Genomic DNA, 23,830 nt, shown 5'->3' with positions numbered 1-23,830 from the left:
TGAATTTTGAATTATTCAATGTGCATGCATATTTACATTGGAAATAAACTATTTGCATTGGTGGCCCATTGTTTTATATATCTACAGATTAAGGATAAAGAAAGAATATGCTTGTTTTATTACTTCACTCACCCGCAAGCAAAATAATGACGTTATTCTGTTTTATATTTGCCTTTTATGGCTGTTGCGCTCTCTCTCCGGTTCTCCCCCTGGAGAGGGAGCGGCCACGTGATTGATTCAAATCCTCTCTCAGTGACCCAGAACTATCTGATGAGATGCAATGTATGGCGGTCTGCATCTTTGTAGTAGTGAAGTTTTCGTATTCATGCCCAACAAGCACTAACAGCATGATTTTATTACCGTTCATGATTTCAGGGTATTTTCACACTCGTCTGCCTCGCTCAACGCCTCGAAATAAGATATTCATGTAATATATTGATTTAATTTTATTTTATTTTTCTTAATCAGACCTTATTAAGATTTTTTCACTGGCACTCTGTCAGGCCTGGCGCATTAGCATACACTTGTTAGAGTGCCACAGGCGCTGTAATGCAAGCTGCTTGCCGGCCCAATGACGAAGAGCGGCATTGCTGTAGCTGTTGATGTGATGTGGTTTGAATAGCTTTGGGCACAACCTGAAGGCTATAAAAGGTAAGATATTGAAAATGAACATAAAACACATTATTAATGGTAGTGTTTTGTTTGATTCCGAAGAACGGACTTTAACCCCCCTGGACCAACCCGATCATTCTATTATCCTGAATACCCCTGCCAGCAGATGCTTACTGTTGTTGATTGAACATGCAGGGACGGTGGTGAGCCAAAAAGAGTTTTTTAGCCAGATTTGGGAACAAAACGGTGCCTATGTTACGGCTAATACGTTTTACCAAAATATCACTATCGTGAGGAAAGGATTAAAATCGGTTGGTTTATCGTCAGATATCATCAAAACAGTCCCCAAAGAGGGTGTGAAGTTAGTTGCAGATATTGAGATTTTCACCCCTGAAGAGGTTGTATTGGCGGCATCTGATGCATTGGCCGATGAACCTTTCGTTGCCGACGCGCCATTGGCTGAATCCCCCGAGCCCGTTTTACCCACCACGACGGTTCAATCTGCTTATCACGAGGAAGCGTTGGCGTCAGGTATCGGGCCTTCGGTCACGCCTGCAGAGGTGCGTGATGAACAAACCGCGGCAAGCCGTGGCAGCGTTGTAACAAAACGCCTGACAAGCGCCAGAAGGTTGAACCTGTGGTTGTCGTTTGGAGGGGTTATCTTCGTGTTCTGTTTACTGGCGGGCTATACGTATAATAAATTAAATTACGGGAAGCATTTTTTCAGTGAATACAACAAGATTGGCGAGGTGAATGGTTGCCTGTTGTTTTCGTCATACTTTGGCAGGGAAAAAAGCACAGAGGAGTTCATCAACTTCTTTCGTAACGGCAAAATCAGCTGCTCTGCCGGCGGAGTGGCTTATCTCACCATTAATCGGCACAATTTGACGTCGTCCATACTCGTTTGTGATAAAGGCATTGAAGATAATAATTCACGTTGCATATCAAATCTTTACCGGGTAGATGAATGAAAAATAAAAACCTGATGTTACTCGCGGCTTTTGGATTGTTTGTGGCTTTATTACCGTTGCTGGTGCTCTGGTACTATGACTACCAAAGCGATCATTTTTCTTGTGAGAGTGAGACTACATTTTATAAAAATGGCTACACTTTCTCGACCATTCTGCACTTCAGCTTTCGCAATGGAACAGGCACCTTTGATGCGCTGGGTGAATATAAAGCACCCGGCAAACCTACGCAAAAAGTGACCCAAAAGCTTGATTTTGAGTACTGGAAAGAAGGTCATCATATTTTGTTGGTGTCGAAAGAAAATGACCGAAACCAGAGCAATATCAATTCGCTGTCTGCGATTGTTCCTGATTTCTTCCTGCTGCGCTCCCGAGGGTTGAGTTTAAAGTTTCTGGCTCAGAATTCGACGAGCTATCTGGTGGTTGAGGATGATATGCCGCTTTTGTATTGCATTCGGACGGATCATTAATAAGGGGGGTTATGCCTCAAACGTATTTCTTTTGCCGCGCGGATAAACGCCGCGCTCGCAAATAAGAACCAAGCCGCTGACCCGTAACGCTTTTAAATAATCGCTGCAGATGCCATTTTGAATAACCCACCCGAGCTGTTACCGCATCCAGTGTTAAGGGGCGTTCAAGATTACTTTCTACCCAGAAGCTTATGACGAGATACTCTGAGGCAGGTCGATGACAAATCCTATCCCTCTATTTCCGAGCCCCTGTGTAACCAGCAGGTTGCCACCTATTTTCTGCGTCAGGCAATATGCAATTGCCAGCCCCAGTCCGCTTCCACCTTGTATTACCCCCGGCACCCGGAAGAAGCGCTCAAACAAGGTACTTCGATGCTCGGCAGATACGCCAGGACCGTCATCACGAATGGTGATTTTACAACCAATCGGCGCATAGGATTGAAGGTGAACTTCAATCATGCCGCCGTGGTTGCCATATTTTATGGCGTTATCGAGCAAGTTAGAGAGGGTGACATTGAGTGATTGTCCATCAGTATCGATAACAACATGTTTGTCTCCTTCCAGAGAAATGTTGATGCCTTTCTTCAATCCGTAGGGGGCATAGAATGCAATGCACTTTCCAATTTCATCATAGACATCTACGGGGCCGACTTTTAGCGTGAAGCTGTCCGATTCCAGCCGGGAAATATCGATTAACTGCCGTGAAAGAGAAGCCGCCCGATCCAGTCCACGTTGCATGTCCTCTATGACTTCTTGCCTTTCTTCCCAGTTCTGCAACTGGGCCAACAGATGCAACTGGGCGAGCGCTGCCGCTATCGGGGTGCGTAATTCATGTGCCGCATCGGCCATAAAGCGTTTTTCACGCATATCGGCAGCTTCAATGCGCGCCATGAGCTGGTTAATTTCAATAATGATCGGCCTGATTTCCTGATACTGATCTTTAACTTCAATAGCGGTAAAGTTTCCAGGTTGGCGCGAGGCGATCATTTTCGCGGTCATGGATAACGGTCTGAGACTGTAGTAAGCGGTAAACAGTATGGTGAGGACAATTGTCCCCAGAATAATGGCCAACGGGATGGCAGTTAATCCCACTGGACTGCCTAATCTGACTGCACGATCGCTGTGTGTTTCACCCACAATAACGCGATAATTCTGGTTCTTACTCATGCTGCCAAAGATATGCCAGCGATCTCCTGCATAGTCCAACACGCCAGACATCTTATTGTTCGGCAATGTACGGATGACGTCAGACATAGTGTCAGGAGAGGTATAGATTAATTGATTTTGTTTATCGAAAACGGCAATCAAAGGACGATAGTTAAATCCATTGTTCAATCCTGTGTCGATAGCCTTGATAAACATGTTTTCAAAGTCATATACAAATTTTACGTAATTACCTTTCCCTTCATCAATATCCTCCGACATGTCGGCAATGCCTTGAGAAATGGATTGCAGCTGTTGATCAAGGGATTTTTCTCCACTGTCTGGCAGATAGTAAAAGGTTAACCAGAAGATCAAGACGCCCCAGAGGAAAAAAATACCGACGACCTGCAAGAATGCGGTTCTGACGAAGAATGACCGTAAGTGCATGTCATGGTCCCTCTTTATTCAGCAAGTATCCCACACCCCGTATGGTGACAATTCTTTCACTGCCCATTTTGCGCCGTAAATTATGGATATGGACTTCCAGTGAATTACTCTCTATCACTTCCCCATCGTCAAACAGCCGCTGCTCCAGAACCATTTTACGCACCACCTGGCCTGGGGAGCGCATCAGTTCGTGTAGCAGCCGGTACTCTTTTTTTGACAATAGCAACAGGGTGTCGTTGAGCATCACCTGATGGTTATCCGGATTGAGCGTCAGGTTATCCAGCGTCCATACCTGGGATGCATATCCGGCAATGCGGCGACTGATGGCGTTCACGCGCGAGATCAACTCGGGAACAACAAAAGGTTTAGCCAAAAAGTCGTCGGCACCTGAATCAAGGCCCTCAACCAGGTCCTGCACCTGGTCGCGCGCGGTGAGGATAATGATAGGAATTTTCTCGCCCGCCTTGCGCCACTCAACAAGTTTTGTCAGCCCATCACCGTCGGGCAACGTTAAATCCAGCAGCATTAAATCGAAAGATTCACTGCCAAGCCTCTGTTGTGCATCATTTACCAGTCGTACCCAACACAACGTAAAACCTGCAAGCTCCAGGGCGCGGCAGAGTGCTTTCCCCAGGTGGAGGTCGTCTTCAACAAGTAAAATTTTCACTCGCGATAACTCCTGAATTAAGGGAACAAGCGATAACTTAATTTAGTGATATTCCCGCAGGAATACAACGCAACGCCCGCCCTGACCCCCACGATTTTAAGGCTATCTTAATCTTTCTTTAACGTCCCCTTAAGGGTTGCTGCGCCTAACTCCGTTACGCTCTTTTTCATGACAACCGAGCGCTGGTGATGCGCAGTTGAAGCATATGGCACACGGTGGCTTTAAAGGTCTGAAAGTAAAGGAAAGCGAGAATGGATGGATTAAGAATAACGCTTCAAATTATGACGTTGTTTTCTTTTTGTCACGGACAGCAAAAAGCCAATTGATGGCAGGGATGTTATGACTATGAAGAGTACTTTTAGATGTTTAAGGGCGCTGTGTTGTAACGCATTTCTTATCGTAGCACTGCCAAGCCATGGCGTTGAGACTCATTTGCAGGTGCGTACCGGTATCGCCGTCGCTCCGGTCTATCAAGGTGCCAAAACCTATAGCCCGGCTCCCATTATTGGCGTTGAGGCAGGTATGCATCAGCAAGATTGGGGGGCCTTGACGGCGAGCGAGACGGGATTGACCTGGCAACTCCCTATTGATAAACCCTTCGGCGTTGCGCTTGTGGCTGGATACGATGTTGGGCGTGATGAAGAGATACGAACCTGGGGCGGTCGGGACAAGACGCTTAAAGGAATGGGGGATTTGAACGGTTCCATAGAAGCAGGGACACAGTTCAGTTACGACGTTGAACCTTACCGTTTCTATGTGAAAGCCCTGCGAGCACTGAAGAAAAGAAAATATGGCGGTGAGGAACTTAGCTATACCACTCATGGCAATCTGGGTGCAGAGGTGACTTTCCCTCTGCCAGGGCATGTGACAACGGTACTGAGTCTCATCTCAACCTGGGGCGACAAAAATATGATGAATGCCTATTTTGGCGTTACGCGCCAGCAGGCCCAGAATACGTCGTTCCGTCAATATCAGCCAAAAGCGGGTTTTAAGGATGTCATGATGCAGGCCGCGTTGAATTATGAACTTTCTCCCTCAGTAAGTCTGCAAAGTGGTTGTGGCGTTAACTATCTGGTTGGCGAGGCAGCAAAAAGCCCCCTCACCGAGAAGAAACTTGCTGGAATAGCGTTCTTCAGTGGCAGTTATACGTTTTGATATTACGGTCGTTGATTTAATTCAACATAATAAACAATACCCAAAAAGGTGGCGAAATGATTTCTCTCGGACAAATGTTCATTTATGTTCTCGTTATAATTGCTTATATGTTCCCTATGACAAAAATAGTTATGCGCACCGGCTTTAGTCCACTGTTTAGTTTATTGCTTCTCGTCCCTGTGGTTAATATTTTAGCACTTTATTATCTGGCCTTTGCCAGATGGCCTAACCAGGATGAGTAAAGGTATTGATACGACATCAGCCAAGGAGTGATATTTAAAAAGAAAAGGAGATATTTATTTTTCTTAACATAATCAATGCAGCGCAGCGTCGGGAAAAGTGATAGTCCTTTTTTGACTTGTTAGCATATTGCAAAAAAATAATAACTACCTTTTCTTGCTATTGGGATGTTTGCATTTCAATGTGAGAAATCGTTAACACAACCAAATCAACACATGGAGTTAACATGGGATTATATGTATTGACCGAAAACAATTACCTTTATGCCGGGTTTAATCATTTATTTTCCCAATATTTCAATCAGACTTGCATTCATCTTACGCCAAAGAATGTGATCCCGCTCTTTAAGCTTACGCCTGCGAAGCCAGATGATATTTTCATTATCGCTTCTGACTCTCTTTTTCTGAGTTTTTCTTTGCTTCTTTACCTTAATAAGCTCGAGTCACGTGTTTTACTGATTAAAAACAAATCCAACGAAAAACTGGTGGGGAATTTGGCCTGTGATTTTTTAGATGAAAATCTTCCGCTTGATGCTATTTTGAGTGTGTTCCTTAATAAAAATACGAGACGTGATCTGTTTTCTTTCCCGGTGATAACTGACCGTGAGAAAACGGTCCTGCTCTATACGCTTAATGGTCTCTCGGTATCATCCATCAGTGAGCGTCTTAACATCGCAATGAAGACCGTGTATGCACATAAACATAACGTGTTGCGTAAGATTGGCGTTCGAAAAGTAGGGGATATTATCAGGTTTCCAAATGATTATATTGCTCATCTGCATTCACCTGATGAATTTACTGCGGTTGGATGTTGTAAGGTTGACGCGTTCGAGGAAGCTGAATACGACTATGCCTCTGGTTACGTTTAATGAGGTGTGGTCTGTGGTTAGCGTATGGGAATATACGTAAGCTTTATTGACCGTTGATATGCAACAGTTTATTCGCAATGAGATCCAAAGTGGTACCGAGTTCACATCCTTTGATGTACTTCGATAATATGTCGATAATTCTGGAAAAGTTCAGAGAAAAAGGTAATCCGGTTATTCATGTTCACCATAAAGACCCCAACCCAAATGCGATCCTGAACCCGATATGAAAGCGACGCGTGATAAGTACTAAGCTATGAATGCCCGCAAAAAACCTGATTTCATCCCCATGTTTGTCAATCGCGCAGATGGTTACGGGTTATAAAAACAGTGCTCACTCATTGTCGGGGTTTTTCATACCGTGGATTGAGACTACGCTTCTGATGTCGGGCTATTGAATTCTTTAGAATGGTCGATAAACGTTTTTATTGAATGCTGATGACTTCAGGAGATGAGGTGCGCATTTTTCCTGCTGCAGGATAACACGGCGCATGGCCCACCTTTCAATATTAAGACAACCTTAATCTTTCTTTAATACTTTCTTAAGGCTTGAAGCATCCGGCTCCGTTATTATTTATCACATCAGAGTGAGTGAGAAGTTAATTTAAACGATATAACACCTTTCAGGCGTTTGTGAATTGAACGTGACGGAATGCGAAAACAAAAGGATGATTATTATGGTCACAGGCAAGTAAAACACAGCTTACTGATATTAAATTTTTTCGCTGCTAGTTTGTGTTAACCCGACTTATGATTTATTGAAGGTAACGAAATGACTTCTCCTGGACAAATGTTCGTTTATGTTCTCGTTGTGATTGCCTATGTGTTTCCTATGACAAAAATCATTATGCGTGCAGGATTTCGGCCACTACTTAGTCTGTTGCTTTTTATACCTGTTGTAAATATTTTGACGCTTTATTACTTTGCTTTCACACGTTGGCCAAACCAGGACAAATGAAAAAAAACATAGTTAACATGAGGCTAAGTTTGGAGAAAATAAGAACACCACAAAATAATTAAACTTACCCCATAGATTATGGTATTTATATTTTAAAATGACGACTTCACTTTCAAAGTGACATTTCTATTTTTAGTTAAATTCAACTCAATCATGACTATGCGAAGGTTAATATGCTGACTATTGCTATTGATGACAAAGATGCATTTTATCGTCATGGTATGGAGATTTTACTTCAAGACATATTTCTGAAAGAAAATTTCAATACTATTCATATTGATAAGCTAACTGTCTCAAACTCAATTAATGTTGATGTTATCATTAAAAGCTTTGTTCCTGGTGAGGAATACGTTTGCCACCCCTTACTTAAATTCCGCAACAAAAGCGGTTTGATTATTGGAGTTTATGACTCAAGAAAAAAACCCGAGCTTTCAGAACTACCTATATGCATAAAAAATATAGTGTTTATCTCCCGTAATGAGTCGATTAACCAAGTCAGACAAACTGTAATTGAGTCATGGAGATCTCGTCCGGTCCCGGCGGAATTGAAGTTTTACAGAAAATGTCTACATTGCTGCCGTCGAACTTTTACTGATAAGCAATATGCAATCTCAAGGCTTTTTATTCGTGGTTACAACATAAAGCAAATTGCTTGTAATTTGGATATGTCGGTAAAAATAGTCAGCGGGCATAAGCGATTAATAATGGTGAAGTTTAATTTAGATTCTGACGCTGAACTGGTGACGTTTCTTCATAATATGAGAACCCACAACCCTCCCGTGAATCTATTTCGCACCTAATTCTAGTTATATTATCAAGCCAAATGACGATGGTATTTATTTCACCTGAACAGAGATTCTAACATTCAATTTTCAGCTTCGCTCTGCACAATTATCAGGTGCGGATGAAATGTCATCTTACTCAAAACTTGTCACTTTCATACTTTGTCTTTTTAGCTATACGATTCGTTTGCATAAGTAAGGAGAGAAAAATGTCTGTAGCTTTACTGATCGTTGATATGCAGCAATTTATTCGCAATGAGCTCCGAAGTGGTACCGAGTTCACGTCTTATGAGAACATCGAGAATATGTCCAGAATTCTGGTAGCATTCAGAGAAAAAGAATATCCAATTATCCATGTTCGCCATAAAGACCCCGCCCCAAGTGCAATCCTGAGCCAGGATTCCCCGGCTTACCCATTTCATGGGTTTAAAGAAGTTGCTGGGGAGCCAGTTTTCATTAAAACAACGTCCTCCGCCTTTGGCTGCGCACCACTCGTAGGTTATATCAATGACTCTGCTATTTCGTCGGTTGTCGTGGTTGGCGCTGTTGCTGGTTTTTGTGTCAACTCAACGGTTCGTGCCGGTGCTGATTTGGGCCTGAATATGATCGTTGCCAGTGATGCGCTGATTAGTTTTGAGATTAAAAACAAGCATCTTAAATCTGGAGTGATCCTGGAAGTCACGCTCGCCTTGCTTGAAACGCGTTTTGCGACGGTTTTGGATACCAATGGCATTCTGGAGAAAATTGGCCACTAAGCTTGTTTAGGGTGGTTTTTAACAGGTTTTAAAACGGAAGTAGCGTGCTTTGAACACTGCCTTAATGACGGTGAGGCCGATGGTTAGAATATTGAGGCTGTTTTTTTGAGGCAATTTGGCCCATTTAAACCAGCCTGGTTGCTCTTATTGAGAGAAGCTCCGGTAAGTGAGCTTATGCCTGGAGCTTGCTCGGGCTAGGCTGACAGGCCGGGGAGGCAAGATAGTCGGGGCAGATTTAATTGGCTTCGCTATGATTGATAGCCTGGTGCTGTTTTAGTTCAAAATCAATGAAAGCCTCGATCATAGAACGGTAAATTTTCTGGATAATCTCCTGAGGCAGGCCGTGCTCTTGCGCGAGGATGCTCACCTTATCGATAACCTGTTGAACTCTGTCTGGTGCCCTTACGTCCTGAGTATCCTTTTTAAATGCAGCCGCCGCTTTAACACATTCCCCGCGTTGCGCAATCAACTTAACCAGCTGAGAATCAAGCTCATCTATTTGCTTTCTGACGTCTGAAATTGACTGGTAATGCATAGAAACCTCTGATTTGGCGTGATTGGTTTGGTTACCCATGCGCTACCACCACGGAGACGGTAGAGCAGATGCAACTGATGGCCTACAAATTCAACGGAAGGTATGGTCATCAGCGATGAGTGAAGCGAAAAACCCAATTAGGCATTTTGGATTTTAAGAGCTTTAATGAAGGTTGCTAATGCAGACGGCGAGGTGAAACGGTAAACCTGACCGGAAAATCCAACCATTTTGTCCATATCCTTTTTCCTTGTTTCATGGCGATAAAGTATTACGTAGCGCAGGAATTCCCAGTTAAAACGCTCCTTACATCCTGAAGCAAACTCTTCGTCCCGATTACAAGCTAGTCCATTGAAAGTTCGGAATAACACCCTCCAGACACACAACCATGTGGGATAATCCAGATGAATCAGTGTATCTGCCTTTGTAAGGCGCAATTCAAGGGTATTACTGTAGTTTCCATCGATTATCCAAGTAGGTCGACTGACCAGTTCTGAAACGATTTTACTCCATTCGTCATTTTTTGGCTTTTTCCAACCGGGTAACCAATAATGCCGATCAAGATGAATGAGTGTAAGACCTGTCACTTGGGATATTTCCCTTGCAGCTGTCGATTTACCCGCTCCCGGGCAGCCAACAATCAGTACTCTCTTCACTGGTTTTATTTTCCCTCAAACAAGTCCATTTCAACAATCGCCTGTGCTTCTCTTTTTGTTGTATTGAATATTGCATCGCAGCTGTCGAGAGCCCAAACCGTACGACCATCTACATGAAAAGTCACTTTTGGTACTGATGTATCCTCTCGGTGACCATCGTTGTTGCTGTTCAAATAATTACCATAATACCCAGCGCGAGGAATTGGTTTGTATCAATTTTCAGCTAATCAGTGATCCCACATTCAAGAACAATATCAAGGGTCGCGGTAGGCGGGTGGTCAGCAGAGCAGCGTCTGTTGGAACGACAACGAAGGGCAACCCCGTTGCTAAACGGGCTGGAAAGCTGGCTGCGGGAAAAGATGAAAACGCTGTCGCGACACTCGGAACTGGCGAAGGCGTTCGCCTATGCGCTGAACCAATGGGCAGCGCTGACGTATTATACCAAGGTCGGTTCGTCCGAGGTGGATAACAACATCGCCGAGAATGCCTTGCGGAGGGTCAGTCTGGGGCGCAAGAACTTCCTGTTCTTCGGCTCGGATCACGGAGGTGAGCGAGGGGCGTTGCTGTACAGCGTGCTAGCGGCACGCGGAACGTACGAGGAAGGGGCAATCGCGGCGCTGATGATTGTTCTTGCAGGCACGCTACCGGTTATTTTGTTGGTGCGTCACCAGATGACCCGCCAGGGCTAAGGAACGATTAATGTCAGAAATTGCGTTACGCCTTCAGGATGTACATGTTGCCTATGGCAATAGCCAACAAAGGGTACTGAAAGGGTTTTCGATGTCAGTACGCAAAGGTGAACTGGCCTGCCTGTTAGGTGCTTCTGGCTGTGGGAAAACCATGGTGTTGCGTGCCGTGGCGGGTTTTGAACGGCTGCAAAGCGGCGAGATTTATGTTTCACAACGCCGTGTCGCAGGAACAGGCGTTCACCTGCCACCGGAAAAGCGCCACGTCGGCATGGTGTTTCAGGAATATGCGCTATTCCCACATCTGACGGCACAACAGAACGTGGCATTTGGCCCGCGCCGGTTACCGCGCGAGGAGCAACAGGCGCGAGTGACTCAGTTGCTACGAATGGTGGAATTGCATAGCCATGCCAGCCACTATCCGCACGAGCTTTCCGGCGGACAACAACAGCGCATTGCGCTGGCGCGAGCACTGGCCCCGAATCCTGAAATCCTGTTACTCGATGAGCCTTTTTCAAGTCTTAATAAGAAAACGCGTGAACGCCTCAGCGGCGAGGTGCGCGATATTTTGCGTGACGCGGGGCAAACAGCATTGCTGGTGACGCACAGCGAACAGGAAGCCCATCTCATGGCCGACCATATCGGTTATGTGCAACAAGGCGAGTATTGCGCGAGTCAGCATTCTCGCGCGCAACAAACGGAACGTTTAGTTTAACGCTTCAACCGCGGCGGTTTCGTGCAAGCGTAACCAGAGCAGATCAGAATCCGTCTTACTGAATACGACGGTGGAATGGCGCAGCGTGTTTTCTTGCCCCGGTAAACTTTGCCACTCGCTATAGCTGACCACCGCACCAGCAGGCCACTCGGCAATCACTGTTATCTGGTCCAGTGAAATTTTCAATCCAGGTTTTGCGGCTGGCTGAGCCTGAAAGAATGCGCTTAGTGAGTCAAAATCCAATGTGTTGCCACCGGGCGTGACCATGGTAAATACCGGTGAAAAGCGAGCCAGCAACGCCTGCACGTCCCCTTCTCCTTTGCCAAGCCAGTTTTCGATTGCCACGTGAGCCTCTATCACTTCCTGAATGTAGCGATTCATCTTCTCTCCTTTTGAGCCTTGAGTTGGCGCAAGATAGCGCCGTTAGCGATGCGCAGACAAAGCAGCACAGGAATAACTGTGCTTGCCGCCGCCAGATAAAAACACCATTGATAAGCCGCTGTGGGCGCAAGCGTTTCCAGCAAAGTATTGAGCAGCAGACTCAATATCGATATGCCCATACAAAAGCTCAGTTGGCGGTTGATGTTCCACAATGCGCTGGCCTGGCCAAGTTGCTCATCTGCCACCTGTAAAAAGGCACAACTTTGCGCGGTACTGCTACACAAACTGCCACCGAACCCCATCATGGCGAATGCGGCCAGCAGAAGTGGATATTGTTCCGCGCTGTGAACCTGGGTCAACGCCAGAATACCCAACCCTTGCAGCAGACAACCCGTTATCAGCATAGGGCGTGGACCAAAACGGTTGAACTGTTTTCCGGTGAACGTTATCGCCAGTAATGAGGCAATCGACCAGGGCACCATTAGGCTGCCCACTCGCGTAGCACTCAGGTTAAGCTGGTTTTGTAGCCAAAGGGTCGCAATCAGGCTGACGCCAATAAACATCCCCGGAATACACTGATAAATCATCATCGCGCTGCGTAATAACGGATCCTTCACCAGGCGGAGATTAATCAGCGGTTGTGGATGACGTAGGCTATGGCGCACAAACCCCGCGAACAGCGCTATCGCGCATAGCAACAATACAATGCCATTTAACATCTGACCGTTTTCAGCCAACATCGTGAACCCCAGTAAAGTACACATCAGCGCACCGCAACCGCTAATCATGCCGATAAAATCCAACGCTGTGGACTGCGTGGTACGGGGTTCTTTTTCTAGCCAGACCGCCGCCAGCAGCAGCGCGATGAAAGCCAGTGGCAGATTAGCGAAGAAAACCCAGCGCCAGCTTAGTGAATCGACAATCACCCCGCCAATCGCTGGCGATATCGCCGGCGCTAACAGGCCCACGAGCATTATCGCCGCCGATAGTGCGGCGCGTTCATGGCTGCGATAAAGCTGGTAGGTTAACGTCTGCCCAACGGGGATCAGCAGTCCGCCGCCCAGCCCCTGTAAGAGCCGCCAGCCAATCAGTTGTTCGATAGAGTTCGCCATTCCCGCGCCCAGTGTCGCCAGTAAAAATGAACTCAGCGAAAGCAGCAAAACTGCGCGCCCACCGAGGCGCTGCGCGAGCCAGGCACTGAGCGGAATCACCAGCGTCAGCCCTAAAATATAAGCGTTACTGACCCAGGAAAGTTCGCTGACTGAAGCCCCAAGCCCGCGCCCGATAGCGGGGTACGCAACATTGGCGATAAACATGTTGATCAAATCAACGAAAAAACCCAGCAGATAAACAATGGCAACTTTGGTGCGATAACGCATAAAACCTCCGGTTAGAGGCGACGAAGTGTAGCGACATGGAAGATGGGGATAAATCGTCTGGCAGGCGTTACACTGTCAAAATATTTTTGACAGTGACGAGGGTTATTGTGCTGAATCTGCAACGGTTAACCATATTTGTCGCCGTGGTGAAGGCCGGGAGTTTTACCGCAGCGGCTACCGCGCTGGGCCTGACTAAGGCGGTAGTGAGTTTTAACATCAAACAGCTTGAGGCCGAATCAGGCGTGTCGCTGTTGGTGCGCAGCACCCGGCGGCTTTCGCTGACTGAGGCGGGAGAGCGTTTTTATCCCCGTTGCCAGCATCTGCTCGAGGAAGCTCAAAACCTGCTGGACGATGTGCAGCGCGATCACCAGGGGTTGAGCGGCGTACTGCGCATAACCAGCACACCGGAATATGGCTCTCAGGTGGTGGTGCCCGCGCTTGCGGCATTTTCGCGTGAACATCCGCAACTGCGCGTCCAGCACGTTTCTTCTTCGTATCATGCGGATTTGATAGCGGAACGATTCGATGTGGCTATCCGCCTCGGCCAGCTTGCGGACTCGAATCATCGGGCCGCACCTGTCGATAGCTTCGCGATTTTACCCGTAGCCGCCCCGGCTTATCTGGCCGGACACCCCATAGAAAACCTGGCTCAGTTGGCGCAAGCCACATGGCTGGCGCACAGCCGTCTTGCTTCGCCCCTTAGCTGGCAAGTCACGACCCCGGAGCGGCAGGCGATATTATTTGATGTGGAAAAAGCGCCAAATATCGTCGCCGATAGCGCAGCCGCGCTGCTGGCCTTTGCTCTTGCAGGTGCAGGCGTCGCACTGTTACCTGAATGGCTGGTGCGCCCGGCGATCGCCTCGGGTCAGTTACAGTCGGTATTGTGTCAACACCAGTTTCCTCGCCAGAGCATCTATGCGCTTTACCCTAATACTCGCCATGTCCCTGAGAAAGTACGCGTGTTTATTGATTTCTTTCAAGCGTGGGTGGGGCGTACGAAAAGGTAAAAAAAAAGCCGCCACAGATATTGTGGCGGCCTCGGTTCGGTGGCTCAAAATAGAGAAATACAGTCAGGGCTTATGGTTCAACCGCATTCAAACGAATGAGCTGTAACGGTTCTGCCAGCAATGAATCCATCTGCTGCACAAACACCTGGAAATGTGGCAGCGCAATGTGCACATCCAGCGCTTCCTGCCCTTTCCAGGACTCGCGCATATAAAAGACATCTGGCGTTTCCTGCAACTGGAATAAAGCGTAATCCAGGCAACCTTCTTCTTTACGTGTCGGTGCAATCAGCGCTTGTAACGCGGATTTCAGGTTATCGCGTTGCCCTTCTTTAGCCTTCAGTACAGCGATGATCGACAGTGTGTTATCGGACATTTTTAGCACTCCGTTAAAATTTCGCTGAACTCAAGACGCGATTTTGGCAATGACGCGTTGAAGTCTTCCACGCTGCGATAGCCAATTGGCACGATAACCAGGCTGGTGAAGCCTTTCTCACGCAGGCCAAACTCTTCGTCCAGAATACGGGCGTCAAAACCTTCGATTGGCACCGCATCAATATTCAGGGTGGAAACACCCAGCAAGAAGTTGCCAACGTTCAGGTAAACCTGCTTTTCCATCCAGTGCTGCGCATCTTTGTAATCAAAGCGGTGCATATTCACAAAGTAAGAACGACCTTTGTGCTGCCCTTCCATCGCCTGCTGGCTGGCAAAACGGCCATCGGCATTTTCCTGGTCCAACAGTTTAGACAGGTGCGTTTCATCAATGGCTGTTTTCGAGCAGAACACCACGACATGTGAAGCATCAAGCACTTTACGCTCGTTGAACACATAGAAGCCGGATGTCGCTTTAGCAATGCGCGCTTTCGCTTCGTCAGTGCTTGCCAGAATAAAATGCCACGGCTGTGAGTTAGTGCTGGACGGGCTGAGGCGCAGCAAATCCTTCACTTTCTCGATATTTTCTTCGCTAATTTTTTTGTCTGCATCAAACGCTTTAGTCGAGTAACGTGATGCTGCTGATTGAATAATGTCCATGATATTTTCTCTATGATTTTTATGTAATTAGAAGCCTTCGAGGACGATTTTACCGACCGCACGATTGGTTTCAATTAATTCATGGGCGCGACGTAAGTTGTCGGCATTAATGATGCCGAAATGCTCGCCTAGCGTCGTCTGCAACACCTTCTGGTCAATCAGGTCAGCCACGCGGGTCAGCAGGCGATGCTGCTCAATCATGTCGCTGGTCTCAAACATGGAACGAGTGAACATAAACTCCCAGTGCAGAGAAATGCTTTTTACTTTTAGCGGGCGCGCATCCAGTGTTTCAGGGTCATCAATCAATGCCAGTTTCCCTTGCGGAGCCAGCACTTCAATCAGTTGAGCGTAATGCTGTTCGGTTTGATTCAGGCTGGCAACGTGAGTCACATTTTTTACGCCAATACGCGCCAGTTCTTCCGTCAGCGGTTTGCTGTGGTCGATAACATGATGCGCACCCAAATCTGTAACCCATTTCTGGCTTTGCGGGCGTGAAGCGGTGCCGATAACAGTGATATTGGTCAGCTTACGGGCCAGTTGCGTAAGAATGGAACCCACACCGCCTGCCGCGCCGACGATCAACAGCACATCGTTTTCGTTGCCGTTTTCTGCCACACCCAGGCGGTCAAACAACATTTCCCATGCGGTGATTGCTGTTAAAGGCATAGCCGCTGCGGAGGCATTATTAATCGATTTTGGTTTCAGTGCGGCAATGCGCTCGTCTACCAGCTGAAATTCGCTGTTGCTACCAGGACGGGTCAGCGAACCGGCGTACCACACTTCATCGCCGGGTTTAAACAGCGATACTGCTTCACCCGTTGCAACCACAACACCTACGGCGTCCCAACCTAACACGCGTGGCTGTTCGGCGTTAAAACCGGCACGCACTTTGGTATCGACCGGGTTCACCGAAATCGCTTTCACTTCTACCAGCAAATCGTGCCCTGTAGCGACCGGAGTCGGGAGAGTAATCTCACTAAGAGATTCCAGATTGGTGCCATTTTGTGCAGCTTGAGTAATCGCGATAGCTTTCATGGTTGCTCCAGAGATTAAAGGGTTCATCGTGTGAATGAACTCATGGTACAAGGTGTGCTGCGGGCGAAAAATAGTGCCTGTAAAACAACACTTATACTCGGAGAGTTAAAATGCTCAGGTTGGAAGACCTCACTTTGTTTGTCAGAGCCGCTGCCTTAAACAGTTTTAGTGAAACCGCGCGTGAAGCTGATTTGCAGCCCGCACAGGTCAGCACCGCCATAAAGCGCCTTGAGCAAACGCTGAATATCCGATTATTTGCCCGTTCTACGCGCAGTCTGCGGCTAACGCCGGAAGGGGAAGCCTGGCTGCCATACGCCATCAGCGCCCTGCAAACACTGGAGGCCGGGCTTGAGCAAATCCAGCCTGCGAGTGACGAAGTGCGCGGCGTATTGCAAATTGCGGTGCCATCAGACCTTGGGCGCAATATGTTACTCGCGGTATTTCAGGCTTTCCGGCGTGAACACCCGGCACTGCATCTTAAAATTCTCTTCTCTGACCAGATTACCGATGTGTTCAAAGATCCGGTGGATATAGCTTTCCGTTACGGCAACAACGACGACGCCTCGTTTGTCGCACTCCCGCTCGCCCCTCTTAATAGCCGGGTTGTGGTAGCGGCCCCATCCTATATCGCACGTTGTGGTGAGCCGAAAACGATTAGCGAACTGGCTCAACATGACGCGTTAACCTACGCGCTTCGCGGGCGGGTTTACGATAAGTGGACACTAAGTTTAGACGGTGACATGCACCATGTGGCGGTGAAAAGCGCGATGATGAGTGATGATGCCGAAGTCATTCGCCGCTTAGCGGTGGCAGGAGAAGGAATTGCTTATAAATCCTGGCTTGATGTCAGCGAAGATGTGAATGAAGGCCGTCTTAAAATTATTCTGCCACAGTATCAGGGTGATAGCGTGCCGCTCAATATGATTTGCCCGCATCGTAAGCAGCTTTCGGCAACGGTGCATTTGTTGCATCAGGCAGTGAAACAGCGTTGTGACGTGTTGCAAAGCCTGATGCCTGCATAAATGGAAACCGGCCATCAAAATGGCCGGTTGAAAAAACACTTACTGAATCGGATAGGTATACGGCGCGTTCACGCCCAGCGGCAGACCGACCGCCCACCACACCAGCAGGAAGATGCTCCAGCAGATGAAGAAGATAACCGAGTAAGGCATCATCATCGACACCAGCGTACCCACGCCTGTGGACTTCACATAGCGCTGGCAATACACCACCACCAGCGGGAAGAACACCATCAACGGGGTAATAATGTTGGTCGTGGAGTCACCAATACGGAACGCCGCCTGAGTCAGCTCAGGGGAGATACCGACAGCCATCAGCATTGGCACCATAATAGGTGACAGCAGCGCCCATTTCGCCGAAGCCGAACCAATCAGGATATTCACGACCGCAGTCAGCAGAATCATACCGATAATGGTCGCCTCGCCCGGCAGCGCCATAGTTTTCAGCACGTCAGCACCCGCCAGCGCAATCAGCGTACCAATATTGGAATCACCAAACGCTTTGATAAACATGGCACAGAAGAATGCCATCACCATGTATGAACCCATTTTGCTCATGGATTGGTTCATCGCATCGATGACATCTTTGCCGCGGCTAAAGGTCCCAGCCACAAAACCGTAGACAATACCAGGGATGATAAAGATCAGGAAAATCAATGGCACGATGGACTTCATGATAGGCGCGCCATAGCTGGTCAGCGAGCCATCTGTCGGGCTACGAAGCAGAGAGGTTTCAGGCCACGCCAGCGCCGCAAGACCTGCCAGCCCCAGAACCATCACCAGACCCGCGACTTTAAAACCACGGCTTTCTGCAGCGGTGTAGCTGCTCATATCTTCGTTATGTTGATAATCGCCGTCGATTTCTAGTTTCGACACGCGTGGCTCAACAATACGTTCAGTCACCCACCAGCCGACCAGCGTAATCATCACTGTCGAACCGATACCGAAGAACAGGTTACATAAGGTGTTGACGGTATAAGTCCCGTCCAGCAACTGCGCGGCAGTTTGGGTGAAGCCCTGTAGCAATGCATCGTTACCGGTTGGCACCATGTTGGCCGCAAAGCCGCCAGAAACCCCGGCAAATGCCGCTGCAATGCCCGCCAACGGATGGCGTCCGGCAGACATAAAGATAATCGCACCCAATGGGATAACCAGCACATAACCCGCATCAGCGGCAACGTGGCTGAACATCGCGACGAAAATAATCATCGGAGTGAGCAGTTTTTTCGGCGTCACACGCAGCATTTTTTTCAGGCCGGTATTAATAAAGCCTGAACTCTCTGCCACGCCTACACCTAACATCGCCACCAGCACGATCCCCAGCGGGGCAAAGGTAGTAAACGTTGTCACCATTGAGGAAAGGGTTACGGTTAACGCCTGCGCCGAAAGCAGGTTATTAATTCTGACTGCTTCATTGGTCACAGGATTGACGACATCAAAATCAACGGTGGAAAGCACCGCCGACATCGCCATCACAACCAGTAAAAAATAGAAAAAGATTAATGCAGGTTCGGGTAATTTATTTCCTGCTTTCTCAACAGCGTTGAGAAATCCTGTCATTAGACGACCTTCCGTGTTCCTTGTCGTTGTGCTCATCACTACCTCGTCTTCCTGTTATATTCACCAAAGTCATTGCTTGCGGCAATTAATAACATTTTAGAATATTTCACTGCTAGTAACTTTACGTTACTAGTCAAAAAGAGACATTGCAGGGTGATGAATATCATGGTTTTAAACGAAAACTGCCCCGTGAGTTCAATAAACACACGGGGCAATTAAGATAGCGTTCAAAAGCTTCCAGTAAGAGCTTTATTCTGTTTGTGAAAGCGACTCTCTTTTAAGGCGCGGGTATTTTTTCAGCCAGCGCCCACTGATCATTCGCCAGTAGAACAACACGCCGCGCACCGTCCAGTCGAAGAACATCCCCATCCAGACACCGACCACACCCATCTCTAGCACAATCCCTAATGTGTAGCCTGCAACTACGCGGCAGCCCCACATGCTCGCCATGGAAACCCACATCGCGAAACGGGCATCGCGAGCGCCTTTCAACCCGGCGGGTAATACCCATGACGCAGCCCAAATCGGCATAAACGCGGCATTCAACCAAATTAGTATCTTGACGACTTCTTTTACATCATCTTCATGAGTGTAAAACGAGGCCATCAACCCGGCAAACGGCGCGGTTCCCCAGGCGATGATAGTCAGCCCCAGCGTTGAGAGCCAGAACACATGGCGCAGTTGCCGCTCCGCCTGGCCAATCTGCCCTTTCCCCAGACGCTTGCCGACAATAATGGTGGACGCCGAGCCAAGGGCGTTACCGGGCAGGTTAATCAACGCCGCAATCGAGAACGCGATAAAGTTACCGGCAATGACGTTGGTGCCCATCCCGGCGACGAACATTTGTGTCAGCAGCTTACCGGCGTTAAACAGCACCGATTCAATACTCGCCGGGATCCCAATCCCTAACACTTCCCACAAAATGCCGACTTTGAGCGGTCGGAAATAGCTTTTTAGCGAGATACGCAAAGAAGGAGCAAAGCCAATCACCAGCACATAAACGAAACCGATAGCGCCGATATAACGTGAAATAGTCAGTCCTAAACCGGCACCAAAAAAGCCCAGCCCGTTCCAACCCAGCGCGCCGTAGATCAAGACGCTACTGATGATAATGTTGAGGATGTTCATCCCGCCGTTAATCAGCAATGGGATTTTAGTGTTCCCTGCCCCGCGTAACGCGCCGCTGCTGATAAGCGCAATCGCCGCTGCCGGGTAACTCCAGACGGTGGTTTGCAGATACGAGAGCGCCAATGCTTTAACTTCAGGTGTGGCAGCCCCAGCAATAACGTTAACAACATGCTCACCCGCCAGGTGAATGCCCGCCGCCAGGAAAATCGCAATAATTGTCATTAATATCAATGACTGTCGCGCGGCATCTCGTGCACGTTTTGGGTCACGTTTACCGAGGCTGAATGCCACCACAACGGTGGTGCCAAGATCCACAGCAGCAAAAAATGCCATGATCACCATGTTGAAGCTATCAGCAAGCCCGACGCCTGCCATCGCCTCTTTTCCCAGCCAACTCACAAGGAAGGTGCTCAGCACGCCCATCAGTAAAACGCAGGTATTTTCCAGGAAGATAGGCACCGCAAGCGGTGTAATTTCGCGCCAGAACAGGACTCGGTTGCTTTTCCGTTTGGCGTACCAGCGAGTTTTTTCCACGCGCTGATGAAGTGCTGCTTTTAAGTTCAAGATTGACCTTGGGGAGGAAGTGAAACCACATTTCAAATAATGATTTACAAATCGTTATCCTGCAAAGAGTTTTTTGAAATTAGTCGAAGACACTGGTGGATGTCGCTGCGCTAATCCCCCCTACAACACCAAAATTTGGAAACATTTACGGTTTGTGTAGGTCGGATTAGCGCAGCGACATCCGACAGAATACCCTTCAACCATGCCCGCCCAAATACGCCTTGCGCACATCCTCATTCCCCAACAACTCCTCACCACTGCCGCTGAGCCGAATCTGCCCGTTTGCCATCACATAACCGCGGTCGGAAAGTTTCAGCGCGTGGTGCGCGTTTTGCTCGACTAAAAAAATCGTCATACCGTTACGCGCCAGTTCGCGCAGCGTCTGGAAGATTTGCTTCACTACGATAGGCGCGAGTCCAAGACTCGGTTCATCCAGCAACAACAGTTTCGGGCGGCTCATCAACGCACGCGCAATCGCCAGCATTTGCTGCTCGCCACCGGACATCGTCATCGCCCGCTGTTTGCGGCGTTCTTTTAAACGCGGAAACAGATCAAACATGGTTTGCAAATCCTGCGCGGCAAATTGGTTGCCGATGGGAATCGTGCCCATCAGCAGATTTTCTTCGACGGTCATATCCGGGAATATTCGCCGCCCTTCCGGGGCCTGGGCAATTCCGCCAGACGCCACAAAGTGCGTCGATTTATGGCTGATATCTTCACCATGAAACAGAATTTGCCCGCCGCGAATGCGTGGCTGGCCGAAAATAGACATCAGTAACGTCGATTTCCCTGCCCCGTTCGCACCAATCAACGCTACCGTTTCACCTTCGTTCACCTGCAAAGAAACCTGTTTTAGCGCCTGAATCGCGCCATAAAAAACGTCCACATTGCGAAACTCCAGCATCGCCTCACTCATACACTGACCTCGTCTTCGTCGGTGCCCAGATAGGCGGCGATCACTTTTTCATCGTGTTGGATTTGTTCGGGTTTACCCTCGGCAATCACATCCCCGTGGTCGAGCACGATAATGTGGTCGGAAATATCCATCACCATGCCCATATCATGCTCAATCAGCAAAACAGTGATATCGTGGTGGTCGCGCAGGAAACGGATGATTTTACTCAGGGTGCGCGTTTCAACCGGGTTCAGACCTGCAGCAGGTTCATCCAGGCAAATCATTTCTGGCGCGGTACACATGGCGCGGGCGATCTCGAGGCGCCGTTGCTGGCCGTAAGACATCTCCCCGGCGAGGCGATTAGCACAATCCACCAGTTCCACTACTTCCAGCCAGTAAAACGCACGATCAAGAGCACGGTTTTCCGCCCGGCGATAAGCGGGCGTGTTCAGCACACCGGCGAGCAGATTTCGGTTGACCTGCATGTGTTGCGCCACCAGCAGGTTTTCCACCACCGACATTTCGCGGAACAGGCGGATATTCTGAAAGGTTCGCGCAAGCCCGGCGCGGTTCACCAGATGGGTGCCGCCAAACATTTTGTAGAAAATACGCGAACCGAGCCGGGCCGGACTAATCCAGTCGCCAGGCTGGAATTTCTGCCCCAGTATCTGAATCACATTGGTGGTTTTGCTGCGCGTGTTAAACAAAATATTGCCGCCGGAAGCCTTATAAAAACCGGTCAGGCAGTTAAACACTGTGGTTTTCCCGGCACCATTAGGCCCAATCAGCGCGGTTATCGAGCCGCGCCGCACCTCAAGATTCACATCATTGAGCGCTTTGATCCCACCAAAGTGCATCATCAAATGCTCAACACTTAAAATCATCTCGCTCATGGTGCCACTCCCTTGCGCACCGCAAAGCCGCTGCGGTTGATGCGAATCAGGCCGCGTGGCCGCCATATCATCATCACCACCATCAACATGCCAAACAGCAGAACGCGATATTCGGCAAAGCTGCGCAGGAGTTCTGGCGTCACCGTCAGCACAAACGCCGCCAGCACTACGCCAACCGTCGAGCCCATACCGCCCAGCACCACAATGGCGAGGATTAACGCTGATTCAAAGAAGGTGAATGATGTCGGGTTTACAAAACCCTGGTAGGTCGCGAAAAACACACCAGCAATACCCGCCGTTGAAGCGCCCAGCGTAAAGGCGGAGAGCTTCACCAGCACATGGTTGAGCCCCATGGATCGGCAGGCAATTTCATCTTCGCGCAACGCCTCCCACGCACGGCCAATCGGCATGCGCGTCAGGCGGTGTTTGATGTACAGCACCAGTAAAACCACCAGCACCAGAATGGCGTAGATGAATATAAACTTCAGATTCGGGTTATAGGTGAGATGGAAGAACTCGTGGAAAGGCACGCCACCTTCTTCTTTGGCACGCCGTCCAAACTCAAGGCCAAACAGTGTCGGTGGTGGCGCTGAAATGCCGTTAGGGCCGCCGGTAAACGTCAGCCAGTTATTCAGCACCAGGCGGATAATCTCCCCGAAGCCGAGGGTCACGATCGCCAGATAATCGCCGTGCATGCGCAAAACCGGGAAACCGAGTAAAGCCCCGGCAGCCGCTGCCATCAGCGCCGAAAGCGGCAACATCGACCAGAACCCCAGCCCGAGATACTGGTAACCCAGCGCCAGCCCATACGCACCAATGGCGTAGAAGGCGACATATCCCAGATCCAGCAAGCCTGCGAGCCCAACAACAATGTTTAACCCAAGGCCGAGCAGCACATAGATAAGCCCGAGGATCGCCACCGTCAGCACATATTTGGTCGCCACAAACGGGAAGCAAATCGCCAGGGCTATCACCAGTGGAATTATCCAGCGCATGCGGCTTTTGTATTCTGGCGGGCGCACATACACGCCTGAGTTATCCGTTTCAAAACGGCTTAAAAAACGCATTCCGGTAGAGGTGGTAAAAAAAGCACTCAGCAAAAATCGTCCGACCATCACAACCGCGATAATCGCAACCAGCCGCTGGCCTTCGAAGTTAAAGCTGTAGCCATCGAGCACTACGCCAACTATCGGGCCAAAAACAATTAACGCCACTAACCCTGCAAAAACCGCATCCAGCAGGCAACGTTTTAGGGAAAAGCCTTCATGCAAAGCCGTTTCAGATGTCAT

At 48.7% G+C, this 23,830-nt stretch carries 24 protein-coding genes and 2 pseudogenes; 10 read left to right on the top strand and 16 right to left on the bottom strand.

Translation table 11 applies throughout. The annotated features are described in order from the left end of the window. Nucleotides 1–665: 665 nt before the first annotated feature. Nucleotides 666–1,583, top strand: a complete 918-nt coding sequence (locus tag EDF88_RS15155; RefSeq protein WP_134185575.1) for a winged helix-turn-helix domain-containing protein — start codon at nucleotides 666–668, stop codon at nucleotides 1,581–1,583. Further along, nucleotides 1,580–2,050, top strand: a complete 471-nt coding sequence (locus EDF88_RS15150; RefSeq protein ID WP_134185573.1) for a hypothetical protein — start codon at nucleotides 1,580–1,582, stop codon at nucleotides 2,048–2,050. The genes EDF88_RS15155 and EDF88_RS15150 overlap by 4 nt, the downstream gene beginning before the upstream one ends. Nucleotides 2,051–2,067: 17 nt before the next feature. On the opposite strand, the pseudogene EDF88_RS24960 reads toward EDF88_RS15150, so the two are convergent. The 3 genes and pseudogenes from EDF88_RS24960 to EDF88_RS15140 all read right to left on the bottom strand — a co-directional run. Further along, a pseudogene (locus tag EDF88_RS24960) lies at nucleotides 2,068–2,243 on the bottom strand (MDR efflux pump AcrAB transcriptional activator RobA); the annotation flags it as partial. After that, the gene (locus EDF88_RS15145; protein ID WP_134185571.1) at nucleotides 2,240–3,640 is read right to left on the bottom strand and encodes an ATP-binding protein; all 1,401 of its coding nucleotides are present in this window, start codon (nucleotides 3,638–3,640) and stop codon (nucleotides 2,240–2,242) included. The gene EDF88_RS15145 and the pseudogene EDF88_RS24960, both read right to left, overlap by 4 nt. 1 nt (nucleotide 3,641) lies before the next feature. Continuing rightward, entirely contained in the window at nucleotides 3,642–4,307 is a 666-nt protein-coding gene (locus EDF88_RS15140) for a response regulator (protein WP_134185569.1), read from the bottom strand. Nucleotides 4,308–4,652: 345 nt separating this feature from the next. Here EDF88_RS15140 and EDF88_RS15135 point away from each other — a divergent pair, with 345 nt between their 5' ends. The 4 genes from EDF88_RS15135 to EDF88_RS15110 all read left to right on the top strand — a co-directional run bounded on the left by EDF88_RS15135 (nucleotide 4,653) and on the right by EDF88_RS15110 (nucleotide 9,062). Next, on the top strand, nucleotides 4,653–5,462 hold the full coding sequence (locus EDF88_RS15135; protein ID WP_166671984.1) for a MipA/OmpV family protein: 810 nt from the start codon (nucleotides 4,653–4,655) through the stop codon (nucleotides 5,460–5,462). Between the two features lie 466 nt (nucleotides 5,463–5,928). Then, complete coding sequence (locus tag EDF88_RS15125) at nucleotides 5,929–6,570, top strand: LuxR family transcriptional regulator (RefSeq protein WP_134185563.1); 642 nt, start codon at nucleotides 5,929–5,931, stop codon at nucleotides 6,568–6,570. Nucleotides 6,571–7,698: 1,128 nt separating this feature from the next. After that, nucleotides 7,699–8,325: a LuxR C-terminal-related transcriptional regulator gene (locus EDF88_RS15115; RefSeq protein WP_134185559.1), complete on the top strand. Its 627-nt coding sequence runs from the start codon at nucleotides 7,699–7,701 to the stop codon at nucleotides 8,323–8,325. Between the two features lie 191 nt (nucleotides 8,326–8,516). Then, complete coding sequence (locus EDF88_RS15110) at nucleotides 8,517–9,062, top strand: isochorismatase family protein (protein WP_134185557.1); 546 nt, start codon at nucleotides 8,517–8,519, stop codon at nucleotides 9,060–9,062. Between the two features lie 235 nt (nucleotides 9,063–9,297). Here the strand turns inward: EDF88_RS15110 and EDF88_RS15105 are convergent, their stop codons facing one another. From EDF88_RS15105 to EDF88_RS24715, 3 genes are all read right to left on the bottom strand, one after another. Beyond that, complete coding sequence (locus tag EDF88_RS15105; protein ID WP_134185622.1) at nucleotides 9,298–9,597, bottom strand: chorismate mutase; 300 nt, start codon at nucleotides 9,595–9,597, stop codon at nucleotides 9,298–9,300. 137 nt (nucleotides 9,598–9,734) lie between these two features. Then, nucleotides 9,735–10,250, bottom strand: a complete 516-nt coding sequence (locus tag EDF88_RS15100; protein WP_134185555.1) for an adenylate kinase — start codon at nucleotides 10,248–10,250, stop codon at nucleotides 9,735–9,737. A gap of 5 nt (nucleotides 10,251–10,255) precedes the next feature. Continuing rightward, complete coding sequence (locus tag EDF88_RS24715) at nucleotides 10,256–10,423, bottom strand: hypothetical protein (protein ID WP_166671983.1); 168 nt, start codon at nucleotides 10,421–10,423, stop codon at nucleotides 10,256–10,258. A gap of 108 nt (nucleotides 10,424–10,531) precedes the next feature. Between EDF88_RS24715 and EDF88_RS15095 the strand changes: the two are divergent. Both EDF88_RS15095 and EDF88_RS15090 read left to right on the top strand, forming a co-directional pair. After that, nucleotides 10,532–10,828 (top strand): annotated as a pseudogene (locus tag EDF88_RS15095) (transposase); the annotation flags it as partial. 121 nt (nucleotides 10,829–10,949) lie between these two features. Continuing rightward, nucleotides 10,950–11,651, top strand: coding sequence for an ABC transporter ATP-binding protein (locus EDF88_RS15090; RefSeq protein WP_134185553.1), 702 nt, complete (start codon nucleotides 10,950–10,952; stop codon nucleotides 11,649–11,651). On the opposite strand, the gene EDF88_RS15085 is transcribed toward EDF88_RS15090, so the two are convergent. Next, nucleotides 11,643–12,032, bottom strand: a complete 390-nt coding sequence (locus tag EDF88_RS15085) for a DUF4440 domain-containing protein (protein ID WP_134185551.1) — start codon at nucleotides 12,030–12,032, stop codon at nucleotides 11,643–11,645. The two genes, EDF88_RS15090 and EDF88_RS15085, sit on opposite strands and share 9 nt — an antisense overlap. Beyond that, entirely contained in the window at nucleotides 12,029–13,411 is a 1,383-nt protein-coding gene (locus EDF88_RS15080) for an MFS transporter (protein WP_134185548.1), read from the bottom strand. The genes EDF88_RS15085 and EDF88_RS15080 overlap by 4 nt, the downstream gene beginning before the upstream one ends. A gap of 107 nt (nucleotides 13,412–13,518) precedes the next feature. Between EDF88_RS15080 and EDF88_RS15075 the strand changes: the two genes are divergently transcribed. After that, the gene (locus tag EDF88_RS15075) at nucleotides 13,519–14,418 is read left to right on the top strand and encodes a LysR family transcriptional regulator (protein WP_134185546.1); all 900 of its coding nucleotides are present in this window, start codon (nucleotides 13,519–13,521) and stop codon (nucleotides 14,416–14,418) included. 70 nt (nucleotides 14,419–14,488) lie between these two features. Here the strand turns inward: EDF88_RS15075 and EDF88_RS15070 are convergent, their stop codons facing one another. The 3 genes from EDF88_RS15070 to EDF88_RS15060 are packed head-to-tail and all read right to left on the bottom strand — an operon-like array spanning nucleotide 14,489 to nucleotide 16,482. After that, entirely contained in the window at nucleotides 14,489–14,791 is a 303-nt protein-coding gene (locus tag EDF88_RS15070) for a putative quinol monooxygenase (protein ID WP_134185544.1), read from the bottom strand. A 2-nt stretch (nucleotides 14,792–14,793) separates the two neighbouring features. Next, entirely contained in the window at nucleotides 14,794–15,447 is a 654-nt protein-coding gene (gene nfsB / locus EDF88_RS15065; protein ID WP_064559309.1) for an oxygen-insensitive NAD(P)H nitroreductase, read from the bottom strand. Nucleotides 15,448–15,474: 27 nt separating this feature from the next. Continuing rightward, entirely contained in the window at nucleotides 15,475–16,482 is a 1,008-nt protein-coding gene (locus EDF88_RS15060; RefSeq protein ID WP_134185542.1) for a zinc-binding alcohol dehydrogenase family protein, read from the bottom strand. A gap of 110 nt (nucleotides 16,483–16,592) precedes the next feature. Between EDF88_RS15060 and EDF88_RS15055 the strand changes: the two genes are divergently transcribed. Then, a complete protein-coding gene (locus EDF88_RS15055) occupies nucleotides 16,593–17,504 on the top strand; it encodes a LysR family transcriptional regulator (RefSeq protein WP_134185541.1) in 912 nt (303 codons plus the stop codon). A gap of 39 nt (nucleotides 17,505–17,543) precedes the next feature. On the opposite strand, the gene EDF88_RS15050 is transcribed toward EDF88_RS15055, so the two are convergent. From EDF88_RS15050 to livM, 5 genes are all read right to left on the bottom strand, one after another. Then, nucleotides 17,544–19,061: an AbgT family transporter gene (locus EDF88_RS15050; RefSeq protein ID WP_134185539.1), complete on the bottom strand. Its 1,518-nt coding sequence runs from the start codon at nucleotides 19,059–19,061 to the stop codon at nucleotides 17,544–17,546. 249 nt (nucleotides 19,062–19,310) lie between these two features. Continuing rightward, nucleotides 19,311–20,753 (bottom strand): EmmdR/YeeO family multidrug/toxin efflux MATE transporter, encoded by a 1,443-nt coding sequence (locus tag EDF88_RS15045; RefSeq protein ID WP_134185537.1) that lies wholly within the window; start codon nucleotides 20,751–20,753, stop codon nucleotides 19,311–19,313. Nucleotides 20,754–20,949: 196 nt separating this feature from the next. Continuing rightward, a complete protein-coding gene (locus EDF88_RS15040; protein ID WP_134185535.1) occupies nucleotides 20,950–21,669 on the bottom strand; it encodes an ABC transporter ATP-binding protein in 720 nt (239 codons plus the stop codon). Further along, complete coding sequence (locus EDF88_RS15035; RefSeq protein WP_134185533.1) at nucleotides 21,666–22,541, bottom strand: ATP-binding cassette domain-containing protein; 876 nt, start codon at nucleotides 22,539–22,541, stop codon at nucleotides 21,666–21,668. Before EDF88_RS15035 ends, EDF88_RS15040 begins: the two co-directional genes overlap by 4 nt. Beyond that, nucleotides 22,538–23,830, bottom strand: coding sequence for a high-affinity branched-chain amino acid ABC transporter permease LivM (gene livM / locus EDF88_RS15030; RefSeq protein ID WP_134185531.1), 1,293 nt, complete (start codon nucleotides 23,828–23,830; stop codon nucleotides 22,538–22,540). The genes EDF88_RS15035 and livM overlap by 4 nt, the downstream gene beginning before the upstream one ends.

The sequence above is a fragment of the Buttiauxella sp. BIGb0552 genome, from assembly GCF_004366275.1.
Classification (GTDB): domain Bacteria; phylum Pseudomonadota; class Gammaproteobacteria; order Enterobacterales; family Enterobacteriaceae; genus Buttiauxella; species Buttiauxella gaviniae.
Note: the sequence above shows the minus strand (reverse complement) of the source record. Positions and strands in the feature narration are given on the sequence as shown.

Bases quoted from the DNA above. Each gene is read 5' to 3' on its own strand.
- EDF88_RS15060 (WP_134185542.1), bottom strand. From the start codon at position 16,482: ATGAAAGCTATCGCGATTACTCAAGCTGCACAAAATGGCACCAATCTG.
- EDF88_RS15080 (WP_134185548.1), bottom strand. From the start codon at position 13,411: ATGCGTTATCGCACCAAAGTTGCCATTGTTTATCTGCTGGGTTTTTTC.
- EDF88_RS15085 (WP_134185551.1), bottom strand. From the start codon at position 12,032: ATGAATCGCTACATTCAGGAAGTGATAGAGGCTCACGTGGCAATCGAA.
- EDF88_RS15055 (WP_134185541.1), top strand. From the start codon at position 16,593: ATGCTCAGGTTGGAAGACCTCACTTTGTTTGTCAGAGCCGCTGCCTTA.
- EDF88_RS15050 (WP_134185539.1), bottom strand. From the start codon at position 19,061: ATGACAGGATTTCTCAACGCTGTTGAGAAAGCAGGAAATAAATTACCC.
- EDF88_RS15035 (WP_134185533.1), bottom strand. From the start codon at position 22,541: ATGAGCGAGATGATTTTAAGTGTTGAGCATTTGATGATGCACTTTGGT.
- EDF88_RS15135 (WP_166671984.1), top strand. From the start codon at position 4,653: ATGAAGAGTACTTTTAGATGTTTAAGGGCGCTGTGTTGTAACGCATTT.
- EDF88_RS15145 (WP_134185571.1), bottom strand. From the start codon at position 3,640: ATGCACTTACGGTCATTCTTCGTCAGAACCGCATTCTTGCAGGTCGTC.
- EDF88_RS15150 (WP_134185573.1), top strand. From the start codon at position 1,580: ATGAAAAATAAAAACCTGATGTTACTCGCGGCTTTTGGATTGTTTGTG.
- EDF88_RS15125 (WP_134185563.1), top strand. From the start codon at position 5,929: ATGGGATTATATGTATTGACCGAAAACAATTACCTTTATGCCGGGTTT.
- EDF88_RS15070 (WP_134185544.1), bottom strand. From the start codon at position 14,791: ATGTCCGATAACACACTGTCGATCATCGCTGTACTGAAGGCTAAAGAA.
- nfsB (WP_064559309.1), bottom strand. From the start codon at position 15,447: ATGGACATTATTCAATCAGCAGCATCACGTTACTCGACTAAAGCGTTT.
- EDF88_RS15105 (WP_134185622.1), bottom strand. From the start codon at position 9,597: ATGCATTACCAGTCAATTTCAGACGTCAGAAAGCAAATAGATGAGCTT.
- EDF88_RS15155 (WP_134185575.1), top strand. From the start codon at position 666: ATGAACATAAAACACATTATTAATGGTAGTGTTTTGTTTGATTCCGAA.
- EDF88_RS15115 (WP_134185559.1), top strand. From the start codon at position 7,699: ATGCTGACTATTGCTATTGATGACAAAGATGCATTTTATCGTCATGGT.
- livM (WP_134185531.1), bottom strand. From the start codon at position 23,830: ATGACATCTGAAACGGCTTTGCATGAAGGCTTTTCCCTAAAACGTTGC.
- EDF88_RS15040 (WP_134185535.1), bottom strand. From the start codon at position 21,669: ATGAGTGAGGCGATGCTGGAGTTTCGCAATGTGGACGTTTTTTATGGC.
- EDF88_RS15110 (WP_134185557.1), top strand. From the start codon at position 8,517: ATGTCTGTAGCTTTACTGATCGTTGATATGCAGCAATTTATTCGCAAT.
- EDF88_RS15090 (WP_134185553.1), top strand. From the start codon at position 10,950: ATGTCAGAAATTGCGTTACGCCTTCAGGATGTACATGTTGCCTATGGC.